Below are 23076 nucleotides of genomic sequence, written 5' to 3'. Positions count from 1 at the left end.
TTATTTCCATAATGCTTTAAACCAATCCCAAATTCCAAACGAAAAACCTTTAAAAATATCGATTCCTAATGCTGACTTAATTAAGTACAGCACTAATATGCCAAACAATACTGAAACTGTAATAAACAAAAAGGTGAAAGCAGCGATAGTGAAAGCAGAAATCATTTGCTCTCGCCTGCTCAAATTTCTAAAGTTACGGCCCATCAAAAATACATAATAAATACGGCTTTTCATAAAAGGCACCGGGAAAGTCCCCCTAAAGTCGACTTTATGTTTGCCCCACTCTCGAGAACCAATTGCGGTTTTTAAATGAATTAATTGTTCATTTGAAAAACTCTCGGCCACATAAGCCGGCATTCGACTTAGTAACTTTTCGATTGCTGGCTCTTGTTTTATATCTGTGGGTTCCGTCGCCATTTTTTACCTAGTTTATTTACCTAATTTATCAGTTTAAATGGCTTTGTTTTATCTATTGAAATAGAACAAAGCCATTTAATCTAAAATTAACCAATACTAATTAAGTACAAATACTAACCCAATTTAAATCAATCTAACATCACGATAGGTTAAAAATGTGACATTTTTTATATATTTGCCTTGAATCCACTAAAAACCGACTTTTCAATTAAATATTTAGCTCATTTTTTTTGCCCTAAAGCCACTCAAAATGTTAATAAAGCGTTAATTAACAAACAATTATTTACCCTCCGTTTTAATTGGTCAAATTGTACACACCGACTCATTTAAGGTTAATAATAATGTCATTATTTACCGATATAACTGTTATTTTAAGGCTCTAAGGGCAAATTATTTAAAGTAAACCTTTCAACCCTTGTTTTAATTTTCTAAATAGTATTATTCGCGGTTCATATTGTGCGATTAAACATGGCATAATGTGCGCAAAATTTTGTGAAAAGGATTAATTGATGAAGCTATTAGTGACAGGTGGCGCAGGGTTTATTGGCAGTGCAGTGGTTAGGCATATATTGCAATCGTCAGACGATACAGTAATCAATTTAGATAAATTGACTTATGCTGGCAACGTAGAATCAATACCTGCTGGGTTACATTCTACTCGTTATATTTTTGAACAAGTGGATATATGTGATGCCGCAGAACTAAAACGGGTATTTGCTGAACATCAACCCGATGCAGTGATGCATTTAGCTGCTGAGTCTCATGTTGATCGCTCGATTGATGGCCCAGGTGAATTTATTCAAACTAACGTAGTAGGTACTTACACCCTACTAGAAGCTACAAGAGCTTATTGGTCTGGTTTGACCGACGACAAAAAGCAGGCGTTTATTTTTCATCATATTTCGACCGATGAAGTGTATGGCGATTTACCTCATCCTAATGAGTTACCTGCTGGCGCTGAACTACCTCTTTTCACAGAAGACACCCCTTACGCTCCTAGTTCGCCCTACTCGGCAAGTAAAGCTAGTTCTGATCACTTAGTTCGCGCATGGCAACGTACTTATGGTTTACCGACTGTAGTGACTAATTGTTCTAATAATTATGGCCCTTATCATTTCCCAGAAAAACTAGTGCCTCATGTCATATTAAACGCATTAGCGGGTAAAGCATTACCGGTTTATGGTGATGGTAGCCAAATTCGTGATTGGTTGTATGTTGAAGACCATGCTCGTGCACTTTATATAGTGGCTAAGTCTGGCAAAGTTGGCGAAACCTATAATATTGGTGGCCACAACGAAAAACGTAACTTAGAAGTGGTACAAACCATTTGTGATTTGCTGGATGAGTTGGTTCCAGAAAAACCCGATGGCATAAGTCATTACAGCGATTTAATCACTTTTGTCACCGATCGACCAGGGCACGATGCTAGGTATGCAATCGACGCCGATAAAATTCAACGCGAATTAGGCTGGACTCCAGAAGAATCATTCGAGTCGGGCATTCGTAAAACAGTACTATGGTATTTAAACAATAAAGACTGGTGGCAACGAGTCTTGTCAGGCGCATATAAACTAGACCGATTAGGGGCGTAGAGCAGCTTAAAAGCAGTGAATAGTGAAAAGCTAGAAACAGTGTAGGTCGTGGCTTTAGCCCGTCAATGTAAAAAATAGACGCCATAAATGGACGACCTACAAAAGAAGAAAAGAAATTGAACCACAGAGGTAAAGATGGTTAATATTTGCCTTAACTGTAGGTCGGGGCTTTAGCCCGTCAAGATAAAAATAGTGAATAGTGGTGAGTAGATAGTAAAAAGATAAGAGTAGTCGTTACTATCTCCTATTTACTAACTACTACCCCCTGTATTTATAATTTAAGGAATTAGTATGGCTAAGTATAAAGGTATTATTTTAGCGGGTGGTTCGGGGTCTCGTTTGCATCCTATCACTCAGGGCACGTCTAAGCAGTTATTGCCCATTTATGACAAACCTATGATTTATTATCCGTTGTCTGTGCTTATGTTAGCCGGTATCAAAGATATTTTAATCATTACTACCCCTGAAGACCAAGCTAACTTTATCAAGTTATTAGGTGATGGTACTGATTATGGCATCAACATTAGTTACACAGTGCAACCTTCGCCAGATGGCCTAGCCCAGGCTTTTATTTTGGGTGAAGAGTTTATTGGTGATGACAATGTAGCCTTAGTATTAGGTGACAATATTTTCTACGGTCAGCATTTTTCTGACAACCTAAAAGCCGCCACTAAAGTGGAAACTGGCGCCACGGTTTTTGGTTATCGAGTTACCGATCCTGAACGTTTTGGTGTTGTGGATTTTGATGACAATGGCAAAGCCATTAGCATTGAAGAAAAACCTGCTTTACCTAAGTCTAAATACGCTGTGACGGGTTTGTATTTCTACGATAATACTGTGGTTGAAATAGCCAAAAACATTAAACCATCACCTCGTGGTGAATTAGAGATTACAGATATTAATATTGCGTACATGCAGCAGGGTAATTTAAACGTGTCTTTATTAGGCCGCGGTTTTGCTTGGCTTGATACTGGTACTCATGATTCGTTGTTAGAAGCAGGACAGTTTGTGCAAACCATTGAACATCGCCAAGGTTTAAAAGTGGCTTGTTTAGAAGAGATTGCATACAACCAGGGCTGGATCAGTAAAGAAAAACTGATCAAACAAGGCGAAAGTTTACACAAAACCGGCTACGGCCAGTATATGTTGAAATTAGCAGAAGAATGATAAGGGCAGCGATGTAGGTCGTGGCTTTAGCCCGTCAAGATAAAAAATAGACGCCATAAATGGACGACCTACAAAAGAAGAAAAGAATTTAAACCACAGAGGGCACAGAGAACACAGAGGTAATAAGTGTTAAGACAAGCCTCACCTGTCGTCATTCCGGTGTGCTTTTAAGCCGGAATCCAGGGCTTTAGAGCATTAGCTAGCAGATAGTTAAGGGCAAGAGCAAAAGAATGGATTCCTGCTAACTACATGCAGGAAAGACGGGCTTTGAGGTTGAGTTGTGATTTTACAGCTTTAAACTCAATTTTATTGGGGGCAGTGCAAAAACTATCTACTAGGATCTGCTGTTGTCTTTTTCTGTGAACATTGCGCTCTGTTACCCTGTGGTGAATAGCTTTTAAGCTTTTCTATGCCCTTATAATTGGAAATTAAAAATGAATGTAATTAAGACAAAACTAAACGATGTATTGATTTTTGAACCTAAGGTATTTGGCGATGAGCGTGGTTTCTTTATGGAAACCTTTCGCAAAGACTTTTTTAGTCAACAAACCGGTGTGGCTGAATTGGTGCAAGACAATCACAGTAAATCTGCCCAAGGCATTTTACGTGGTTTACATTACCAACTTGAGCATACTCAAGGAAAATTAGTACGTGTCACCCAAGGTAGTGTTTTTGACGTAGCGGTGGATTTGCGTCAATCATCATCAACTTTTGGTCAATGGGTGGGGGTTGAACTGTCAGCAGAAAATAGTCGGCAATTATGGGTGCCTGCAGGTTTTGCTCATGGCTTTTATGTGACCAGTGAGTCGGCAGAGTTCGTGTATAAATGTACCGATTATTATCACCCTCAATCAGAAGTATCAATCCGCTGGAATGATCCTAGTTTAAATATTGAGTGGCCTTTAGTGAATGGTGAGCAACCTAACCTATCAGCAAAAGATGTTGATGGTTTATTATTTGCCGACGCGCCCAAATTTGATTAACGGCTTTATCCAAAGGAAGAGTAAAACATGAAAGTATTGGTGACAGGTAAAGGTGGACAACTGGCTTGGGAATTAGCTGACAAAGCTCCTACAGAATTCGAATTAATTAGTTTAGGTCGCACAGAACTTGATATCACCAATGCCGAATTAGTTCAGCAAGTTATCAGCCAACATCAACCTGATGTGATCATTAATGCCGCGGCTTACACTGCGGTAGATAAAGCAGAAACCGATGCTGACATGGCTTATGCCGTCAACGAAACAGGTGCTCGTAATTTGGCCAATGTGTGTAAAGCACAGAATATTCGCTTGTTACATGTGTCTACCGACTTTGTCTTTGATGGTACAAAAACCACACCATACCAAACTGATGATGCAACCAATCCAATTAATGTGTACGGCGCATCTAAGTTAGCTGGTGATATAGCTGTACATGAGACTCTGCCAGAAGCAGTGATTGTGCGCACAGCCTGGGTGTATTCTACAAACGGTAATAACTTTGTGAAAACCATGCTGCGCTTAATGGCCGAAAAACCGCAGTTAGGCATAGTATATGACCAAGTAGGCACGCCTACATGGGCTGCAGGCTTAGCAAAATGGTTGTGGGCGGTAGTGGCCAAGCCTGAAGTGTCTGGCACCTTCCACTGGACTGATGCAGGCGTAGCGTCTTGGTACGACTTCGCTGTGGCGATCCAAGAGTTAGCTATTGAGAAAGGTATGTTACAACAAGCAATCCCTATTTCGCCGATACCTGCCAGTAGTTACCCTACCCCAGCCACACGGCCAAGCTTTTCTGTGATTGATAAATTCTCAGCAGAAGCTGAGGCAGGTGTAAAAACCATTCACTGGCGTAAACAATTATCAAATATGCTGGATGCACTAAAATCTGCTTAAAAGCAGTAGCTAGGAAATAGTCGCTAGCAGATAGCAAAAGATAAAAACAGTGTAGGTCGTGGCTTTAGCCCGTCAAGATAAAAAATAGACGCCATAAATGGACGACCTACAAAAGAAGAAAAGAATTTGAACCACAGAGGGCACAGAGAACACAGAGTGAATGGGTGTTAAGACAAGCCCCTCATTCTGATAGTAGTCACTCTGGCAGCTTCCACTATCGTCATTCCGGTGTGCCCCACATATCGTCATTCCGGTGTGCTTTTTAGCCGGAATCCAGGGCTTTTGAGTGCAGTAAGAACAGTAGATTGCAAATAATGGCTAGTAGATGGTTAAAGTTAAGAGCAAGAGCCAAAGAATGGATTCCTGCTAACTACATGCAGGAATGACTGACTTTGAAGGCAATCGATAACCTTGAATTTAAGCAACATCATTAAATTCCTGATATTTTAGATATGCGACTACCCACATTCCGTCATTCTGGTAGTCGTCACTCTGGCAGCTTCCACTATCGTCATTCCGGTGTGCTTTTAAGCCGGAATCCAGGGCTTTTGAGCAGTAAATAGGAAATAGTAGCTAGCTCGTGGCTCGAACCCCGTGGCTAGCAACTTTTTCTTATCTACTATTTCCTACCTCCTATCCCCTTGCTATTGTTTTTTCTGCTTAGTCCGTAGTATTAGGCTTACATCTATTGCACCATATTTTTAGGATATTTATGTTTTTGAAAAAAGAAACCTTTGAAACTGTTATTGCTAGTACACCTCTAGTGTCTATTGACTTGGTTGTAAAAAACCAACTTGGTCAGGCCTTGTTGGGACGACGTTTAAATAAGCCGGCGCAGGGTTATTGGTTTGTGCCTGGTGGTCGAATTTTAAAAGATGAATCAATGGCCAGTGCTTTTAAGCGTCTAACCTTAGAAGAACTTGGCCAAGAGTTCTCAATTAACCAAGGACAATTAGTTGGCCCTTTTGATCACTTTTATACAGATAATGTATTTGGCGATGAGTTTTCAACTCATTATGTTGCCATAGCATATGAATTATCAGTCACCGATTTATCCTCCCTGCCCATAGATATCCAACACGGTAGTTACCAATGGTTTGATATCGAAGAACTACTCGCAGACGAGCAAGTCCATAAGCATACTAAATGGTATTTTCAGGGCTTTTAAGAACAGACTGAGCAGAGTGAAGCAGTTAAAAGACAAGAGCAGTGGCGAGATACTAGATTCGAGATGTGAGCAAAAGCCAAAGAATTTGAACCACGGAGGGCACAGAGAACACAGAGTGAATGGGTGTTAAGACAAGCCCCTCATTCTGATAGTAGTCACTCTGGCAGCTTCCACTATCGTCATTCCGGTGTGCCCCACATATCGTCATTCCGGTGTGCCCCACATATCGTCATTCCGGTAGTCTTTTAAGCCGGAATCCAGGGCTTTTGAGTGCAGTAAGAACAGTAGATTGCAAATAATGGCTAGTAGATGGTTAAAGTTAAGAGCAAGAGCAAAAGAATGGATTCCTGCTAACTACATGCAGGAATGACGGGCTTTGAGGTTTGTGATGTGATTGCGAATTTTCCATTCAATGTTGAATTATTACCTTTTTAGGATATCCCGACAGCCCCACACTTCGTCATTCCGGTAGTCTTTTAAGCCGGAATCCAGGGTGCTGTGTTACAAAATGGTTGGATATAAATCATCCCAATTGAAATTGCTTTTTTCTATTAGAGTTACTTTCCAACTTCGCTTCCATTTTTTTAACTGTTTTTCTCTGTTAATCGCACCAAGCATGTCTGGGTATTGTTCATAATAGACTAAGGAATGTACCTCATAGGTGTTACTAAACCCATCAACTAAGTTATTCTTGTGCTGCCAAATTCGTTGAATTAAGTTACTTGTCACCCCAATGTACAAAGTGCCATTTTTCTTATTGGCAAGTATATAGACAGTGGGTTGCTTCATTCGAATCCTTCCCTTTTCTAGCAAAGACTCTTTTATAATAAGACTTACATTGTTTTTCAGCAAAACAATTGAGTAGAAAAAACTTCGAACAAAAGAATGGATTCCTGCTAACTACATGCAGGAAAGACGGGCTTTGAGGTTGGGTGATGATTTTACAGTTTTAAACTCAATTTTATTGGGGGCAGTGCAAACACTATTTACTAGGATCTGCTGTTGTCTTTTTCTGTGTAGCGTAGTTCTCGACTCAATTATCGAAACTGCCAAAGCCAACGGCCTCAGTCCCTTTGATTACCTAAATCACCTGTTAGAGCATATCAGCCAACCGGATTACGACATCGAAAACCTATTACCATGGAATACCAATAACAACTAGGTGGGATCACCGGACGCTTACGATTTTGGAACTTGGAGAAGAAAAAGATGGTGGGGTGAAAACTGATTCTTTAGGAGCGAAGCTCCGCCAGCTTGAACAGCTCGACAGGGATGTCGAGATTGGGTGCATATCATCAGGGATGTGCGAGTGACTACATTGAATGATTTATATATAGATATTAACCGTATTGGATTAACTTAAATAATTCTTTGTATCTTGGGAATTTGGTAGATTTTGGCACTTGACGTGAATACTTGAAAAGATGGTGGTGCTGGATTCACTCATATCGTCCCTGATATTCGCCCTACGGGCAGCCTACGGCTGTGCAAATTGTTCCAGACAATTTGTACTTCAGGCATCCTGCCTTACATCCTTCGGATCATGCTACGCATGTTCTATTTTGTTCCAGACAAAATAGTCGAACCACGCTGGCTACTCGTACCATCCCTGATACTCGCCTAGTTCCTAGGCCAACCTTCGGTTGTTCTAATTTTTTCCCGAAAAATTAGTCTCGTCCGGCACGACTTTATTTGATATCTTTGATTTTTGGTAGATTTTGGCACTTGACGTGAATACTTGAAAAGATGGTGGGTCGTGCTGGATTCGAACCAGCGACCAATTGATTAAAAGTCAACTGCTCTACCAGCTGAGCTAACGACCCGTCTTTTTGGATTTTACTATTTACACATCCTGTGTTGTTAGGAAATTGGTGGGTCGTGCTGGATTCGAACCAGCGACCAATTGATTAAAAGTCAACTGCTCTACCAGCTGAGCTAACGACCCTTTTTCCTCTTCGCCTCACTGCGAAGGCCGCATATAATACTTAAATGAATCTTCAGTGCAAGCTTAAAAACAGATTATTTTAATAATTTAAACTGTTTGCTGAAAAAGCAAACAAATCGATAATTAATCCAGCAAACACAGTACAAAAAAACAACAGTAAAATATGCTTAAAGATTGGCAATTCTTTTCGCGGCTAGTTTAGCCGATGAAGAATTTGGAAATTCAGTTATAACTTGTTCCCATAACTGCTTAGCCCGCGCAATATTTGAGCGTTCCATTTCGGTAATTCCTAACTTAAGTAGCGCATCTGCTCTTTTACTTGAATCAGGGTAATTAGACACTAAAGCTTGGAATTGATCTCCAGCTCCTGCCCAGTCTTGTTTATTGAACAATAACTGACCTAACCAATATTTGGCGTTGGGTACATAACTAGAATTTGGGAAACGCTGTAAAAACGTTTGGAATTCTGGAATAGCCTGATCATACAATTTGTCTTTTAGGATCAAATTGACGGCTCTGTCGTAAGCTTCACTTTCGTTACCTGACATTTCGACCATTGGCTCATTAACCGGCGTTACGCTGGTTGGTGCAGTGTATTGTGTTTGAGCTGGCGGGTTCGCCATGACACTTTCGATACGTTTATCTATTTCTAGATAAAGTTCTCTTTGTCGCTCTAGGATTTTTTCAAGCTGATAATTTTGGACTTCAATAGCACCACGAAGTTCGTTCACTTCATTTTGTACTACATCTAACTGCTCCTGCTGCCTATGTTGCGCTTCAGTGCGAGTTTTTAACAGTCTTTCAATTTCGTCAAGACGTTGTCCATTACTGCCGCTAGTTACGTCTGTCACAGGCGCAGGAACCGCAAAAACTGCGGTTCCATATAGCCCTAGCAAACTTAGCGCTAAGGTGCGTTTAGTCATAGTGATTATCTGTTACTGATAAACCAATACGCCACGACGGTTTTCTGCAAACGCCGCTTCGGTATTGTAAGTATTGATTGGTTTTTCTTCACCGTAAGATACCACTGAAATTTGTGACGCACTTACGCCAGCATTCAATAAGTATGTTTGTACTGATTTAGCACGAGATTCACCAAGAGCGATATTATACTCTGGCGTACCGCGGCTATCACAATGTCCTTCAATAACAACAGACTTGTTAGAATGTTTCACTAAGAATGCAGCATGTAGATCTAACACGTTATAAAACTTAGAGCTGATAGAAGCACGATCGAAATCGAAGTAAACCACTTGGTTGTTCTCAAGAGCTTGAAGTTCTTTTTTCATTTCTTCAACAGGCGTTAAAACACGGCCAACTGCACCAGATTGAACTTGTGCATCTCTAGCTTCTTGTGCTTTACGGTCAGCTTCAGCTTGCTCTTGGGCAATTTTGTTACGTTCAGCTTCTAGTTCCACTTCTGAAGGACCTGATGAACATGCCACCATAGTCACAACTGGAAGTGCGATAACCAACCCTTTGAAAATTTTGTTAAATTGCATTCTTCTATTCCTGTTTTTTTTCGAGTTCGAATTAAAAAGTTAACATTAAAGTAAAAACGGCGACCAATTGGGCGCTTTTACTTGGCCATCTACTGCCGGTAATAATGCTTTAAACCGACCATCTAACGACACCAAAGACAACACTTGCTTGCCTTGATGTAGCGTACTATAAATAATCATACTGCCATTTGGTGCAATACTAGGCGATTCATCTAGTTCAGTTTTAGTTAAAACGTACAGACGACCTGTAGTTAAATCTTGTCGAGCTATATGATACTTGCCTCGAGTTCGGTTCACTACAACCATTTGTTTGCCATCAGGGGTGATTGTTCCCCCTAGATTCATTTCGCCATCAAAAGTCAAGCGTCGAACTTTAGTTGTAGCTAAATTTACGCGATATATTTGTGGTTTACCACCCCGTTCTGAACTAAATATTAAGCTTTCACCGTCAGGCATCCAACTTGGCTCTGTATCAATCGCGCGATTTTTAGTGATACGGCGTAATTGTTTACTCGCAATATCCATCACATAAAGTTCTGGATTACCGTCTTTAGACAAAACCATGGCCAATTTTTTTCCATCTGGAGAAAACTTCGGTGAACCGTTAATACCAGGAAAGTTGGTCATTTGTGTGCGGCTCATCGTATAAATGTCTTGAACAAAGATTTGTGGGCGTTTATTTTCAAAACTGACATAAGCTAACTTAGAACCGTCGGGTGACCAATTAGGTGACATTAAAGGTTCTTTTGAACGTAAAAGTATTGTTTCGTTAGCTCCATCGTAGTCTGATACGACCATTTGAAACGGAAAATCAAACTTATTTCTATCTCTGACGACCACGTAAGCTAAGCGAGTTAAGAAAGCTCCTCTTTCACCGGTTAGTTTTTCGTATACCACGTCGCTGATCCGGTGGGCGTGTTGTCTAAAGGCATCAGCAGAGATGGTCACTCGGCTAACAGCTAATATATGGTCATTACTTTCAACCAGCTTACCGTTACTTAATGTTTGGTGTCCGCCGGTTATTTGCCCTCTTAATACATCGACTAGTTCGTAAGAGATACGGTATTGATCAACACCGACTGATTCAATTGTGCCCATCAATAAAGCTTCTACACCTTTTGAAGACCAAGCGCTGTAATCCACGTCTTGAGAAGCACTTGGAAATTGCGGCATAGTCGAGGCATCAATCGGATTAAATTTACCACTACGGCGTAAATCGTTAGCCACTACATTGGTTAAGTTTTCAGGCATGATACCGCTACCTTTCCACTTAAAGGGAATAACCCCAATTGGCCGAGAAGTATCTACACCTTCAGTGATCACAATTTCTAAAGCGGCATGGCTTTTAAAACTCATTGTTAATAGGGTCAAAAGGAGAAAACAAATTTTATACATTATAATTCAGGCTCAACAGTTAGATTAATATCACGTAATTTTTCAAACACATCCGCTTCTTTAGAAACGGGTAAAGTATCAGCTTTAAACACAGCCGCTTTGGCAGCACGACATAAAATTGGGTCGCCGCCCATTTCCTTCACTTGGATCACTAATCCATTTGAAGCCAATCGAAGATTTAAACGACAAGATTTACCTTTCATTGCATTATCTACGATTAGATTTCGTTGAATCGTTTGTTTAATTAATGACTGGTATTTTTGTACTTCGGTTAATACTTGTTTATTTCTTCTTTGCTGACGTGCAGCTTGTTCTTGTTGTAATTGTTCTTGCAAGGCCGCATCTTGCTCGGCTTTTTCAGCTGCTTCACGTTTTTTGCGCTCGGCTTCTTGGCGGGCCTTTTCTTCTCGCTCACGTTTTTCTTTAGCTTTTTTAGCCAAGTCATCGGCTTTTTTCTTAGCGAGTTCTTTTTGTTTACGTTCTGCTTCAAGCTTTTTAGCTTTGGCTTTTTCTTTCTTTAATTTTTCTCTGGCTACCGCCGCGGCCTGTTCGGCCTTTTTCTTATCTCGAATTTGTTGTTCTGTTTTCTTTTTCAGGGCAAGCGCTTCAGCTTGTTGTTTTTTGCGCTTATTTTCGGCTTCGATCGCTTTACGCTCTAAATCTTTAACTCTTTGTTCTTCAGCTAAACGTTTTTGCTTTTTTTCGTCGGCTAATTTTTTTAACTGATTACCATCTATCACCACAGCCTCAATGATAGGCTGGGGATTAGAAAAATCAGGCGTTGCTTTAGGCACAGACAAATTACCACTCACAAGTAAACCTATTATCACTAGTAGGTGCAAAACAAATGAAGTAGTTAAGGCAATTGACAACTTAGACATTGCGTTCTAATTCTCTGGCGGCGAGGTCATTAAACCAACAGACGGCGCACCCGCTCGTTGCAACAGCACCATAAGATCTACCACTTGACTGTAAGCCACTGCACCATCGCCCTTAACAACAACTGGTGTTTCGGGTTCACGTTGTAAATGGGTCGCCACCAAGGTTGCTAAGTCGACAGCTGACATAGCTTCATCTTGAGTATCACCTACGTTTAAATAATACTGACCTTGTGCATCCACTGTGGCCACTAAGGGCGGTTTGGCTTCTTCATCTAAGGCTTGAGCTTCTGCTTTAGGTAGGTCTACTTTTACCCCTTGGGTGACGAGGGGCGCAGTTACCATAAAGATGATCAACAACACCAACATCACATCGATGTATGGCACCACATTAATTTCAGAAACCGGACGACGGCGTTTTCTTTGGTACGTATTCATAATCTACCCAGCTTTCTGAGCTGAATTTTTCTCGGCACTGGCAGCTAAAGCTTGTCTATGTAGGATGCTAGAAAATTCCTCCATAAAATTACCATAACTGTTTTCTAATTTTTCAACTTGATGGCTGAAACGGTTGTAAGCGATAACCGCTGGGATAGCCGCAAATAAGCCCATTGCTGTGGCAATTAATGCTTCAGCGATACCAGGCGCAACCATAGCTAGAGTGGCTTGTTGCTGACCACCCAAAGCCACAAAAGAATTCATAATGCCCCATACCGTACCAAACAAACCAATGTAAGGGCTGATTGAGCCCGTTGTGGCTAAAAAGGGTAGACGATTCTCTAATTTGTCGATTTCACGAGACAAAGAGACACGCATGGCTCTTGATGTGCCGTCAACTATGGCTTCAACTGGCGTTGATGTACTCTTGCGTAAACGTACAAACTCTTTAAAACCCGCACAGAACACACTTGCCATACCTTGCACTGATTGCCTAGCCGCTAATTCTTGGAAGAACTTATTGAGATCGACACCAGACCAAAACTTATCTTCAAACTTTTTCATTTCAGCATTGGCTGATCTCAGCACCTTAGTGCGTTCAAAAATAAATGCCCAAGATGTAACAGAGGCCGCCAATAGGATCAACATAACAAGTTGCACCAAAAAACTGGCTTCTAATATCAAATCTACGAAAGATAACTCAGATGACACGTGTAAATTCCCCTAAAATATTTTCAGGAATAGCTTGCGGTTTCATAGTTGAAAGATTGACACAAGCGACTCTAATTAACGCACTAACCAAACATTGTTCGTCTGGGCTTATTATTATTTGTTTGAACACCAAGCTGGCGCGCTTTAATTCTACTATTTCGGATTGAATACTCAATAGTTGATTAAAGCGTGCAGGCGCATGATTATCCATTTCCACACGTTTGACGACAAAACCCACAGAATGTTCCAATAAAATATCCTGTTGGGTGCCCATACTTCTTAACCACTCAGTTCTTGCTCGTTCAAAAAACTTCAGATAATTAGCATAATAAACAATGCCGCCTGCATCTGTGTCTTCATAATAAACACGTATATTGTGGGTATGTTGCATCATGGCCATTTAATTCTTATTGTCGTCAGTATTAATTACAGTAATCAACAGTGTGTTTAGGCGATATTTCTATGAATGCTTGTTTACTTTGTCAAACAAGCAGACCTACTGTTTAAAAAACACACAAAAAGGGTTAAGCCTTTTTATTTAAAGGCTTATGCTACCAAACCCCCTTTAATTATCATCTTAATTTTTAAGTAAATTTTATGTAAAGGGTAAGTATATAAAAGTAAAAGGGGACAAAAATACACACAAGGCAATAAATATTAATTTATTGAAGTTTAAAAATTTAACAGTTCAAGCTCCGCATAAAAAACATTTACAATTATTTAACTAAAAAATAATAATAGTGCGACATTTGTACAATTTAAAAAAACCATTTAAAACAAAGAGATAAAATAAAAATTACGGTTTTTCAGGTAAAAAACTAACAAGACTTTAAAAATGGATTAGTTTTTCTAATGATAAGTCTTAATTTAATTCAATTGTGCTTAACACTGATTGAGCTATTATATAGTTGTTTTTGAACTACTGTAGAATTTCACATCGAGAGATGGAAAAAATTGTATTAGTTTGTTTCATGTTTTGTTCTCAAAGATTTATTCCCTTCAACGTAAGTTGATTTGGCCCATATTTTATATATGGGCTTTTTTTTGCCTGAAATTTAATCCGGCGAATAATCTTTGCTGAAGTGCAAGAAAGCTCGTTGCGAAGCAATACGCCCTCTTGGAGTACGTTGTAAAAATCCTTGTTGGATCAAAAACGGTTCAATTACATCTTCTATTGTGTCGCGTTCTTCACCTATAGCAGCAGCTAAGTTATCTAAACCCACTGGGCCACCCATAAATTTTTCAATAATAGTTAATAAAAGTTTACGGTCCATATAGTCAAAACCTTCTTTGTCTACATCTAGCATATCCAGTGCCTGACTCGCTACACTCACATCGATATGACCATTAGCTTTGACTTCAGCAAAATCGCGAACCCGACGTAATAATCGATTACTGATCCTGGGTGTCCCTCGAGATCGACGAGCGATTTCAATGGCGCCGGCTTCGTCCATAGGTAAGTCTAAATAACTAGCTGAACGTTTAACAATTTGGGTGAGGTCTTTGATATTGTAAAATTCGAGACGTTGCACTATGCCAAAACGATCACGCAGCGGTGACGTTAATGATCCCGCTCGGGTCGTGGCACCAATCAAAGTAAAAGGCGGTAATTCTAATTTAATCGATCGAGCAGCTGGCCCCTCACCTATCATAATATCTAGCTGATAATCTTCCATAGCCGGATACAAAATTTCTTCTACCACTGGACTGAGGCGATGGATTTCATCAATAAATAATACGTCGTTTTCTTCTAGGTTTGTCAATAATGCAGCGAGATCTCCGGCTTTTTCTAGCACAGGCCCAGAAGTGGTTTTGATGTTAACACCCATTTCATTAGCGACAATATTGGCTAAGGTGGTTTTACCTAAACCGGGAGGTCCAAAAATAAGCAGGTGATCTAAAGCATCACTACGTTTTCGGGCCGCTTCAATAAAGATTTCCATTTGTGAACAAACATGGTCTTGCCCGGTATAGTCGGCTAACATTTTCGGCCGAATGGCACGATCAATGACTTCGTCTTCTTTACTCGCTGTGGGTTGTATCAGTCGGTCTGCTTCTATCATCTTTTCTGTTCAATTAAGGAGTGGAGTAGTGTTTTTTTATACAGTAACAGATTTTTAATTCTGGATCGCCTGAATTATGCCATCGCCCTAAGCGCTTCACGTATTAACGCTTCACTACTGACACCTTCTGTATACACAGAGTTTATTACTTTACTGGCTTGTGGTGGTTTATAACCTAAAGCTAACAGCGCACTGAGCGCTTCTTCTTTGGCATCTGTACGTTGAACAAAGGTGTTTTCTATGGGTAAATCAGCACTAAGATGCACAGTGTCGGCATAACCCTGCTCTTTGGCTAACTTACTCAATCGATCACGCATTTCAATGACTAAACGTTCTGCAGTTTTTTTACCGACCCCAGGCAATTTAGTTAAACCTGTCACATCTTCCATGCTGACACACTGCATAAACTGTTGGGCGTTCATTCCTGAAAGAATAGTTAGTGCTAACTTTGGCCCAACTCCACTGGCTTTAATTAGCTCGCGAAATACAGCCCGTTCTTTTTTATTGGCAAAACCAAATAACAGTTGAGCGTCTTCTCGCACCACAAAATGAATACATAAATTTGCTTCTTGGCCCACTTCAGGTAATTCATAAAAACTGGTCATAGGTACTTGTACTTCGTAACCGACTCCGCCCGCTTCAATTAACACTTCAGGTGGTTGTTTTTCTAATAAAATGCCACGAATATTACCTATCATTGCGCTTCCTTCAACTTGTTATTTTTAGCTGTAACACGACTTACCTGAGTCTACCACGAACCGTTTTGGTTGCTTGACCAGACATTTTAATTAGGCTGTGCTGGGTATGGGTATGGCATAAGGCCACAGCTAATGCATCAGCAGCATCTGCTTGCGGCGTTGAGCCCAACTTTAATAAGTAAGTCACCATATGTTGTACTTGGGATTTATCAGCGCTGCCCTTGCCTACTACCGATTGTTTAATTTGTCTGGCTGAATATTCAGCCACAGGTAAATCAAATGTAGTGGCGGCGACAATCGCAGCACCTCTGGCTTGACCTAACTTAAGGGCAGAGTCAGGATTTTTTGCCATAAACACTTGTTCGATCGCAAATTCATTAGGTTGAAATTGCAAGATGATTTCTCGAACGCCATCAAAGATTTGTTTCAACCTGGGGGCTAATTCAGTGCCTTGCATTCGAATACAACCACTGCCTAGGTATTCTGAATTGCTACCGACTTTTTTAATCACGCCGTATCCAGTGATACGTGAGCCTGGGTCGATACCTAAAATAATTGCCATTTGTGTCTCTTTTGCAATTTACATCGCTCTTGCAGAATGTTTATCAGTGGCTTATTCAACATTGGGAACAAATAGCTGGATAGCTTGACGGTTAGTGTCTGACCAAACTTTTTCTATCGCGGCTTGTTTGTCTAACCATAAAGAAGCTGAATGCTCGGTAAGTTGCACAATATGTTCATCTGCAACTTGTAAGGCAAATACATGTTCAGTGTTAAAAGGAGTATTAGGTGGGTATCTGTGTTGCCACATTTCGCGAATCGGGTAAGTGTTGATTTTGTCACAATCCAACAATTGATATTGATGTTTAACAATATCAATGCCGGTTTCTTCTTTTACTTCTCTAATGGCTGTTTCAGCAGGGGCTTCACCTACTTCAAGAGTGCCGGTAACAGATTGCCAAAACTCTGGATCATCGTTACGTTGCATCACCAACACCTGCCCTGATTGGTTATAAATAACGATCAGGGCAGATTGAGGGATACGATATTCGATGCTCACTTAGTCGGCTTTCTTAGCAATTACTGTTTGCACAGACAACTCTTTCAGTTGTTCTGGATTGGCTTCACCCGGCGCATTAGTTAATGGACAAGCTGCAGTTGTGGTTTTAGGGAAAGCCATCACGTCACGAATAGAGGTAGCACCTGTCATCAACATGACGAGTCTGTCTAAACCAAAGGCTAAACCTGCATGCGGTGGCGCACCAAATTTAAGAGCTTCTAACAAGAAACCAAATTTCATTTCGGCTTCTTCATCACTAATGCCTAACAATGAAAATACCTTAGCTTGCATATCTTGATTGTGTATACGCACCGAACCACCACCTAATTCGCAACCATTTAACACCATATCGTAGGCATTGGATAAAGCGCCAGCAGGGTTAGCAGCTAATTCATCTGGAGTCATATCACGAGGTGCTGTAAATGGGTGATGTAATGCATGGAACTGACCATCAAACTCTTCAAACATCGGGAAGTCTACTACCCATAATGGTTTCCACTCACCTTCTAATAAATCTAAGTCTTCACCTAGTTTTAAGCGTAATGCTCCTAAAGCTTCAGTTACCACAGTATTACTATCAGCGCCGAACAATAAGATGTCGCCGGTTTGCGCACCACTACGTTCGATTATGGCTTTCGCTACATCTTCAGTTAAGAATTTTAAGATAGGTGACTGTAGACCTTCGATACCTGCATCAAGATCGTTGATCTTCATCCAAGCTAAACCTTTGGCACCATAGATACCAACAAATTTGCCGTAGTCGTCAATTTGTTTACGAGATAACTTAGCACCGCCAGGCACACGAATAACAGCAACGCGGCCTTTTTCGTCATTAGCAGGCCCAGAAAACACTTTAAACTCTACGTCTTTCAATAAATCAGCGACGTCAGTTAATTCTAAAGGGTTACGTAAATCAGGTTTGTCACTACCAAAACGACGCATAGCATCGGCATAAGTCATACTTGGGAAATCACCTAAGTCGACATTTAACATTTTTTGGAATAAATCACGCACTAAACCTTCTGCAATAGACATCACACCATCTGCATCTAAGAAGGTGGTTTCAATATCGATTTGGGTAAATTCAGGTTGGCGATCGGCACGTAAATCTTCATCACGGAAACATTTTACGATTTGGTAATATCTGTCCATACCTGACATCATCAACAATTGTTTAAATAGTTGTGGCGATTGTGGCAAAGCAAAGAATTGACCTTTATGGGTACGGCTTGGTACTAAATAATCACGGGCGCCTTCGGGTGTCGCTTTAGTCAAAATTGGCGTTTCAATATCAAGGAAACCATCGTTCTCTAAATAACTACGAACTGAACTGGTCACTTTTGCTCTGAATTTTAATCGGTCACTCATTAATGGACGACGTAGGTCTAAATAACGATATTTTAAGCGTTGCTCTTCAGAGTTTTCTTGATTCCAATCTAAAGGTAAAGGGGCTGCTTTATTTAAAATAGTTAAGGACTTGCCTAACATTTCAATTTCGCCAGTAGACATGTCTTTATTAATTTGGCCTTCTGGTCTAGCTCTCACTAACCCTGTTAGTTGTACACAAAACTCATTGCGCAAAATATTTGCAACATCAAATACATCCACTAAATCGGGATCAAAAACAACTTGAACTACACCTTCACGATCTCTTAAATCAAGAAAAATCACACCACCTAAATCACGACTACGGTTTACCCAGCCACACAAAGTTACAGTTTGTCCGATATATGAAGAATTGATATTGCCACAATAATCTGTGCGCATGAGAAAAGACCTCTAAAAAGCGTAAAGTAAGGAAAAATTTAAGGCGCGAAGTATACACTAAAACCCTTTTCCATTAACAGGCCTAGCGCATATATGATTAACGTTAGAATTGCTTTTATGTAGGAGGCAACATTTTTATCCTAATAATTGATAGACAATTTAATTAGACAATAATAAATTAGCTACTGGTATATAAATCTTTGATTTGTAGTACAAGGAAGCAAGTTTGATAGAAATCCCCGCACAAAAACCCTATGCTTTATTTAAAGTATTGATAATTGATGGACAAGCATTAGTACATACGGTGATTAGAAGTGCACTTTTAGACATGGGAATTAAACATGTGCAAAGTGCCTATGATGCATACCATGCGCTTAACCTATGTGAAGAAACCCAGTTCGATATGGTATTAATTGCCTTTGACGTAAAAAGCGACAAAGATGGATTTAATCTATTAGAAGAACTTAAATTTAAAGACTACATCACCAAAACGACCAGTGTTGTATTTTTGAGTGCCGATACCTCAAAAGGTTTAGTTAATTGTGTAGTAGAACTTGAGCCAACAGATTTTTGGGTTAAACCTCTGGATCAATCTAAAGTACGTAAACGGTTGCAACAAATCCTATTAATTGAAAAAAAACTGTACGCTTTAAAGTATTGTTTTGACCAAAAAGAATATCCAACCGTTATCTATTATGCTGAACGACAACTTAAAGATGCTAGTTTATCTCATTACCATCCACACATTAATAGACTAATAGGTAGATCGTTATTCAACTTAGCAGAATACCAAGACGCTTATGATTTTTATCTACAGTTATCTGCTGAGTATACCTATGCTTGGGTGCAAATAGGACTGGCTGCAAGTTTATTAAAGTTAGACAGAATTAAAGAAGCGAATAAATTGGCTGATGTATTATTAGCAAGAGAAGACACTCGATTTGCTACTTATGACTTACTGGCCGATTACCATATAGGTAAAGAAGAGTTTCAGATTGGCTACGATATTATTAAACAAGCCACTGAACTTGCGCCCAGAAGTATAGAAAGAAATAAAAAGTCGTGGAATCTAGCAAGGTTAAATCACGATAGAACAGGACAATATATAGCCACTAAAAATATGGCTAAATATGCGAAGAACTCAATTCATGACTCACCTTCTTTAACCATTAATATTATTCGTGCTTCTATCGATTTAGCGACATCAAAATCAGAAGCTGAAGCCACCAAATTACTGGAATTAGCCGCTAAAACTATCGATAAACTGCATGCTGAATACAGTACGGCGAGTGAACTCACTGAACAATTACACGTTATCCAAGCCCGTATCCTTAATCTGAAAAACCAGAAAAAAGCAGCTGAAGCGATTATGCAGAAACATGTAAAAGTAAAAATTGAGCCAGCTTTTGAAGATACCCTAGATAAAATAAAGGCCTTCCATGAAGTGGGCTTATGGGAAAAATCCATGGACTTATTGGATACCCTGAAGACCGATTTTACCCATGATTCATTCACCGGAAAAGTACTCGCTGAATATTTAGAACAAGAATCCAAAGAACGTCGTCATATTCACTATACACCAAAAGAATTAGGAGAAATGGCTTCGATTCACTACAAAAACAAACGCTTCAAGCCAGCCTATAACTTATTATATCAAGCTTCACAGTTATCTCCCTACAGTCGCAATATTTCACTTAGCTTATTAAAAGTATTAGTTAAATTAGCCGAAAACAATCCCTTAGAATATGAAGAAAACGAACAAGCCATTGCTTGTTTAACAATGTTAGAAACAGAAAAGTTAACAGATACTCAGCAAAAAAACTTAACAGAATATACCAAGAGTTTTGAACAGCTTGGCTTATTACAAGAGTAGCGACCCTTCTAATTCGCGTACTACCAGCTAATTTAATATTGTAATGTTAAAATGTATTTGCTTTTTTTAACCTTGTTCATAACATTTTCTATTTAAATGGTGATCTTCATATACAAATACATTACTATGATTATTGTTAACAATAATCAAAAGATGTTATGACAATGCTAAAAAAGACTCATCCACTGTTATTTATAATACCCGCGCTTGGTTTAGCCGCTTGTTCAAGTGCTGATAGCCCCGAAACAAGCACCAAACAAACCAGTACTGTTAGTAGTACTTCTCAATCTGAGATAAAACAGCAAGTTTTAGCAGATTTTGAAGAAACTAAATTATCTGCCGCGCTTAAACAAGAGAATCTAACTGCTACTTTAGTGCAGGGAACTGGAACCACTCATGGCGAGCAGGCAATAAAACTCGCTTTTGATTCTAGTTTTGAATACTCAACTCTGTTTGTGCAACCCGAACAGCCTTGGGATTTTTCAGATTTAGGCGATATGAATATCGCATTTGATGCCACTAATACCAGTGATGTGTCTGTACAGCTGTATTTCCGAGTTAATGACAAATATCAAAGTCAGTTAAGAAGTATTTCCATTCCCGCGAATAGCAGTGCCACCTATTATGCCGATTTAAGTGGCCCACAAATATCCTTAGATAGCGGTTTACGGGCCGATCCACCAGCTTGGCCATCTGATGAATTTAGAATGCCTTACATGAATGGTGTGAAGTTATTAGACATCAAGCATATTAAACAACTTAGCTTCTATACCTCTTCTAACTTAGAAGACAAAAACATCATTTTAGATAATGTTAGAGCCAGAACTAATCCAGCGACCGATCCTAGCTACCTTGTAGGGTTAGTAGATAAATTTGGTCAGCCAGCCAAATCTAATTATGCAGATAAAGTAAAGTCTGACGCCCATTTAAAACAACTAGCCAAAACAGAATTAGCTGATTTAGCAGCGAATCCAGTATTAGCTGATCGTTCAAAGTTTGGCGGCTGGAAAAACGGCCCTAAACTAAAAGCTACCGGCTTCTTTAGAACTGAAAAAGTTAACGGCGTTTGGTCTCTAGTTGACCCAGAAGGTTATTTATTCTTTTCATCAGGCATAGCCAATATTCGTATTGCTAACACCACCACCCTTACCGGTGTTGATTTTAAAGATGATTCGGTACGTTATATTGATCCGGAAGATGTGACCCCAGAAGACTCTCTAGGCATAAGACCCGTATCTGCAGAAGCACAAAAAACACGTTATGTTTCTTCTGAGTTACGCAACAAGATGTTTAATTGGTTACCTGAATATGATGATGAGTTAGCCAATCATTATTCATACAGAAGAAGTACCCATAAAGGCCCATTAAAACATGGCGAAACTTTTAGTTTTTATCAATCGAATCTAGAACGCCGTTATGGTGAAAGATATCCAGAGTCTTTTATTGATGATTGGGAAGATGTAACAATAAAACGTATGCGTAGTTGGGGCATGACGTCATTTGGTAACTGGGTTGATCCAGAATTTTATCAAAAAAATCAATTTCCCTATTTTGCCAATGGCTGGATTATTGGTGACTTCAAAACAGTAACAGATATTGGTCACGGCTGGTCTCCTATGCCTGATCCTTATGATCCTGAATTTGCTAGAAGAGCAAGAATGACAACAAACGCTATTGCTGAAGAAGTCAAAAACAATCCTTGGTGTATTGGTGTATTTATTGATAATGAAAAAAGTTGGGGTAATCCAGCTAACATAAAAAGTCATTACAATATTCCTATTCAAAACTTCAAAATGGATGCCGCAGAAAGCCCAGCCAAAGCTGCATTTACAAAAATATTGCGTGACAAATATGTGGATATCAATACGTTAAATACAGCATGGCAAACAGATATCCCTTCATGGGCTTCATTTGCTAAAAGCTATAATATCGAAAATATCAATGATGCTATGACCGAAGATTTGTCGACAATTCTTGAAGCTTACACTAGCCAATATTTTAAAGTGGTGGATTCGGCTTTATCAGCCGTTATGCCTGATCACATGTATATGGGTGTTCGTATGGCAGCTTGGAGTATTAACCCTGAAGGTGTGCGCGCCGCTAAAAAATATGTAGATGTAATGAGTTACAACTACTACCGTGAAGGTATGCATGATGCAAACTGGGGATTTTTGCCTGAAATCGACATGCCAAGCATAATAGGCGAATACCATTTTGGTGCTGTGGATACAGGTTTATATCATCCTGGGTTAATTCACTCGTCAGATCAAAACGACCGTGCTAGAGGTTACAAAGCCTATATGCGTAAAGTGATTGATAACCCTTATATGGTTGGTGCCCATTGGTTCCAGTACACAGATTCCCCCGTTACCGGACGCGCTTACGATGGCGAAAACTATAATGTAGGATTTGTCACCAATGCCGACGTGCCATACAAAGAGATGGTCGAAGCATCACGTGAAATTAACCAAGAATTGTATCCAAGAAGATTTAGCAAAGCGGTTAAATAGCTCTGTTAAATAATC

General features: G+C 39.7%; 22 protein-coding genes and 2 tRNA genes. 8 read left to right on the top strand and 16 right to left on the bottom strand.

Features of this window, described 5'->3' with window-relative positions; all coding sequences use genetic code 11:
• Positions 1 to 417, bottom strand: a complete 417-nt coding sequence (locus GQR87_RS04965) for a hypothetical protein (RefSeq protein WP_158967132.1) — start codon at positions 415 to 417, stop codon at positions 1 to 3.
• A 509-nt stretch (positions 418 to 926) separates the two neighbouring features.
• Here GQR87_RS04965 and rfbB point away from each other — a divergent pair.
• From rfbB to GQR87_RS04940, 5 genes are all read left to right on the top strand, one after another.
• Positions 927 to 2009, top strand: coding sequence for a dTDP-glucose 4,6-dehydratase (gene rfbB / locus GQR87_RS04960; RefSeq protein WP_158967130.1), 1083 nt, complete (start codon positions 927 to 929; stop codon positions 2007 to 2009).
• 291 nt (positions 2010 to 2300) lie between these two features.
• Positions 2301 to 3176, top strand: coding sequence for a glucose-1-phosphate thymidylyltransferase RfbA (gene rfbA, locus GQR87_RS04955; RefSeq protein WP_158967128.1), 876 nt, complete (start codon positions 2301 to 2303; stop codon positions 3174 to 3176).
• 434 nt (positions 3177 to 3610) lie between these two features.
• A complete protein-coding gene (rfbC, locus tag GQR87_RS04950) occupies positions 3611 to 4159 on the top strand; it encodes a dTDP-4-dehydrorhamnose 3,5-epimerase (RefSeq protein ID WP_158967126.1) in 549 nt (182 codons plus the stop codon).
• 27 nt (positions 4160 to 4186) lie between these two features.
• Positions 4187 to 5053: a dTDP-4-dehydrorhamnose reductase gene (gene rfbD, locus GQR87_RS04945; protein WP_158967124.1), complete on the top strand. Its 867-nt coding sequence runs from the start codon at positions 4187 to 4189 to the stop codon at positions 5051 to 5053.
• Positions 5054 to 5765: 712 nt separating this feature from the next.
• Positions 5766 to 6221, top strand: coding sequence for a GDP-mannose mannosyl hydrolase (locus GQR87_RS04940; RefSeq protein WP_158967122.1), 456 nt, complete (start codon positions 5766 to 5768; stop codon positions 6219 to 6221).
• Between the two features lie 501 nt (positions 6222 to 6722).
• Here GQR87_RS04940 and GQR87_RS04935 read toward each other — a convergent pair.
• Positions 6723 to 7010 carry a GIY-YIG nuclease family protein gene (locus GQR87_RS04935; RefSeq protein WP_158967120.1) on the bottom strand — a complete coding sequence of 96 codons (288 nt, stop codon included), beginning with the start codon at positions 7008 to 7010 and terminating at the stop codon, positions 6723 to 6725.
• A gap of 115 nt (positions 7011 to 7125) precedes the next feature.
• Here GQR87_RS04935 and GQR87_RS04930 point away from each other — a divergent pair, with 115 nt between their 5' ends.
• Positions 7126 to 7383, top strand: coding sequence for a transposase domain-containing protein (locus tag GQR87_RS04930; RefSeq protein WP_158967118.1), 258 nt, complete (start codon positions 7126 to 7128; stop codon positions 7381 to 7383).
• Between the two features lie 585 nt (positions 7384 to 7968).
• Here GQR87_RS04930 and GQR87_RS04925 read toward each other — a convergent pair.
• From GQR87_RS04925 to aspS, 14 genes are all read right to left on the bottom strand, one after another.
• Positions 7969 to 8044: transfer RNA gene (locus GQR87_RS04925), tRNA-Lys, on the bottom strand.
• Positions 8045 to 8090: 46 nt separating this feature from the next.
• A tRNA-Lys gene (locus GQR87_RS04920) sits at positions 8091 to 8166 on the bottom strand.
• Positions 8167 to 8333: 167 nt separating this feature from the next.
• The gene (ybgF, locus tag GQR87_RS04915; RefSeq protein ID WP_158967117.1) at positions 8334 to 9089 is read right to left on the bottom strand and encodes a tol-pal system protein YbgF; all 756 of its coding nucleotides are present in this window, start codon (positions 9087 to 9089) and stop codon (positions 8334 to 8336) included.
• A 12-nt stretch (positions 9090 to 9101) separates the two neighbouring features.
• A complete protein-coding gene (gene pal, locus GQR87_RS04910) occupies positions 9102 to 9668 on the bottom strand; it encodes a peptidoglycan-associated lipoprotein Pal (RefSeq protein ID WP_158967116.1) in 567 nt (188 codons plus the stop codon).
• A 45-nt stretch (positions 9669 to 9713) separates the two neighbouring features.
• Positions 9714 to 11063 (bottom strand): Tol-Pal system beta propeller repeat protein TolB, encoded by a 1350-nt coding sequence (gene tolB, locus GQR87_RS04905; protein WP_158967115.1) that lies wholly within the window; start codon positions 11061 to 11063, stop codon positions 9714 to 9716.
• A complete protein-coding gene (tolA, locus tag GQR87_RS04900; protein WP_158967114.1) occupies positions 11063 to 11944 on the bottom strand; it encodes a cell envelope integrity protein TolA in 882 nt (293 codons plus the stop codon). The genes tolB and tolA overlap by 1 nt, the downstream gene beginning before the upstream one ends.
• Before the next feature lie 6 nt (positions 11945 to 11950).
• Complete coding sequence (gene tolR, locus GQR87_RS04895; protein ID WP_158967113.1) at positions 11951 to 12379, bottom strand: protein TolR; 429 nt, start codon at positions 12377 to 12379, stop codon at positions 11951 to 11953.
• A gap of 3 nt (positions 12380 to 12382) precedes the next feature.
• Complete coding sequence (tolQ, locus tag GQR87_RS04890) at positions 12383 to 13090, bottom strand: protein TolQ (protein ID WP_158967112.1); 708 nt, start codon at positions 13088 to 13090, stop codon at positions 12383 to 12385.
• A complete protein-coding gene (gene ybgC / locus GQR87_RS04885; protein WP_199271690.1) occupies positions 13080 to 13484 on the bottom strand; it encodes a tol-pal system-associated acyl-CoA thioesterase in 405 nt (134 codons plus the stop codon). The genes tolQ and ybgC overlap by 11 nt, the downstream gene beginning before the upstream one ends.
• A 661-nt stretch (positions 13485 to 14145) precedes the next feature.
• A complete protein-coding gene (gene ruvB / locus GQR87_RS04880; protein ID WP_158967110.1) occupies positions 14146 to 15153 on the bottom strand; it encodes a Holliday junction branch migration DNA helicase RuvB in 1008 nt (335 codons plus the stop codon).
• 74 nt (positions 15154 to 15227) lie between these two features.
• Positions 15228 to 15851 (bottom strand): Holliday junction branch migration protein RuvA, encoded by a 624-nt coding sequence (gene ruvA, locus GQR87_RS04875; protein ID WP_158967109.1) that lies wholly within the window; start codon positions 15849 to 15851, stop codon positions 15228 to 15230.
• 40 nt (positions 15852 to 15891) lie between these two features.
• A complete protein-coding gene (gene ruvC / locus GQR87_RS04870) occupies positions 15892 to 16413 on the bottom strand; it encodes a crossover junction endodeoxyribonuclease RuvC (RefSeq protein ID WP_158967108.1) in 522 nt (173 codons plus the stop codon).
• 51 nt (positions 16414 to 16464) lie between these two features.
• A complete protein-coding gene (gene nudB / locus GQR87_RS04865) occupies positions 16465 to 16911 on the bottom strand; it encodes a dihydroneopterin triphosphate diphosphatase (RefSeq protein WP_158967107.1) in 447 nt (148 codons plus the stop codon).
• Positions 16912 to 18678, bottom strand: coding sequence for an aspartate--tRNA ligase (gene aspS, locus GQR87_RS04860; RefSeq protein WP_158967106.1), 1767 nt, complete (start codon positions 18676 to 18678; stop codon positions 16912 to 16914).
• A 226-nt stretch (positions 18679 to 18904) separates the two neighbouring features.
• Between aspS and GQR87_RS04855 the strand changes: the two genes are divergently transcribed.
• Both GQR87_RS04855 and GQR87_RS04850 read left to right on the top strand, forming a co-directional pair.
• A complete protein-coding gene (locus tag GQR87_RS04855; protein WP_158967105.1) occupies positions 18905 to 20551 on the top strand; it encodes a response regulator in 1647 nt (548 codons plus the stop codon).
• Between the two features lie 158 nt (positions 20552 to 20709).
• A complete protein-coding gene (locus tag GQR87_RS04850; protein ID WP_233267400.1) occupies positions 20710 to 23061 on the top strand; it encodes a beta-galactosidase in 2352 nt (783 codons plus the stop codon).
• Positions 23062 to 23076: the final 15 nt, after the last annotated feature.

It is taken from the genome of Paraglaciecola sp. L3A3 (genome assembly GCF_009796765.1).
Taxonomy (GTDB): Bacteria; Pseudomonadota; Gammaproteobacteria; order Enterobacterales; family Alteromonadaceae; genus Paraglaciecola.
The sequence above is the reverse complement of the archived record's forward strand: the minus strand, read 5'-3'. Positions and strand labels throughout refer to the sequence as shown.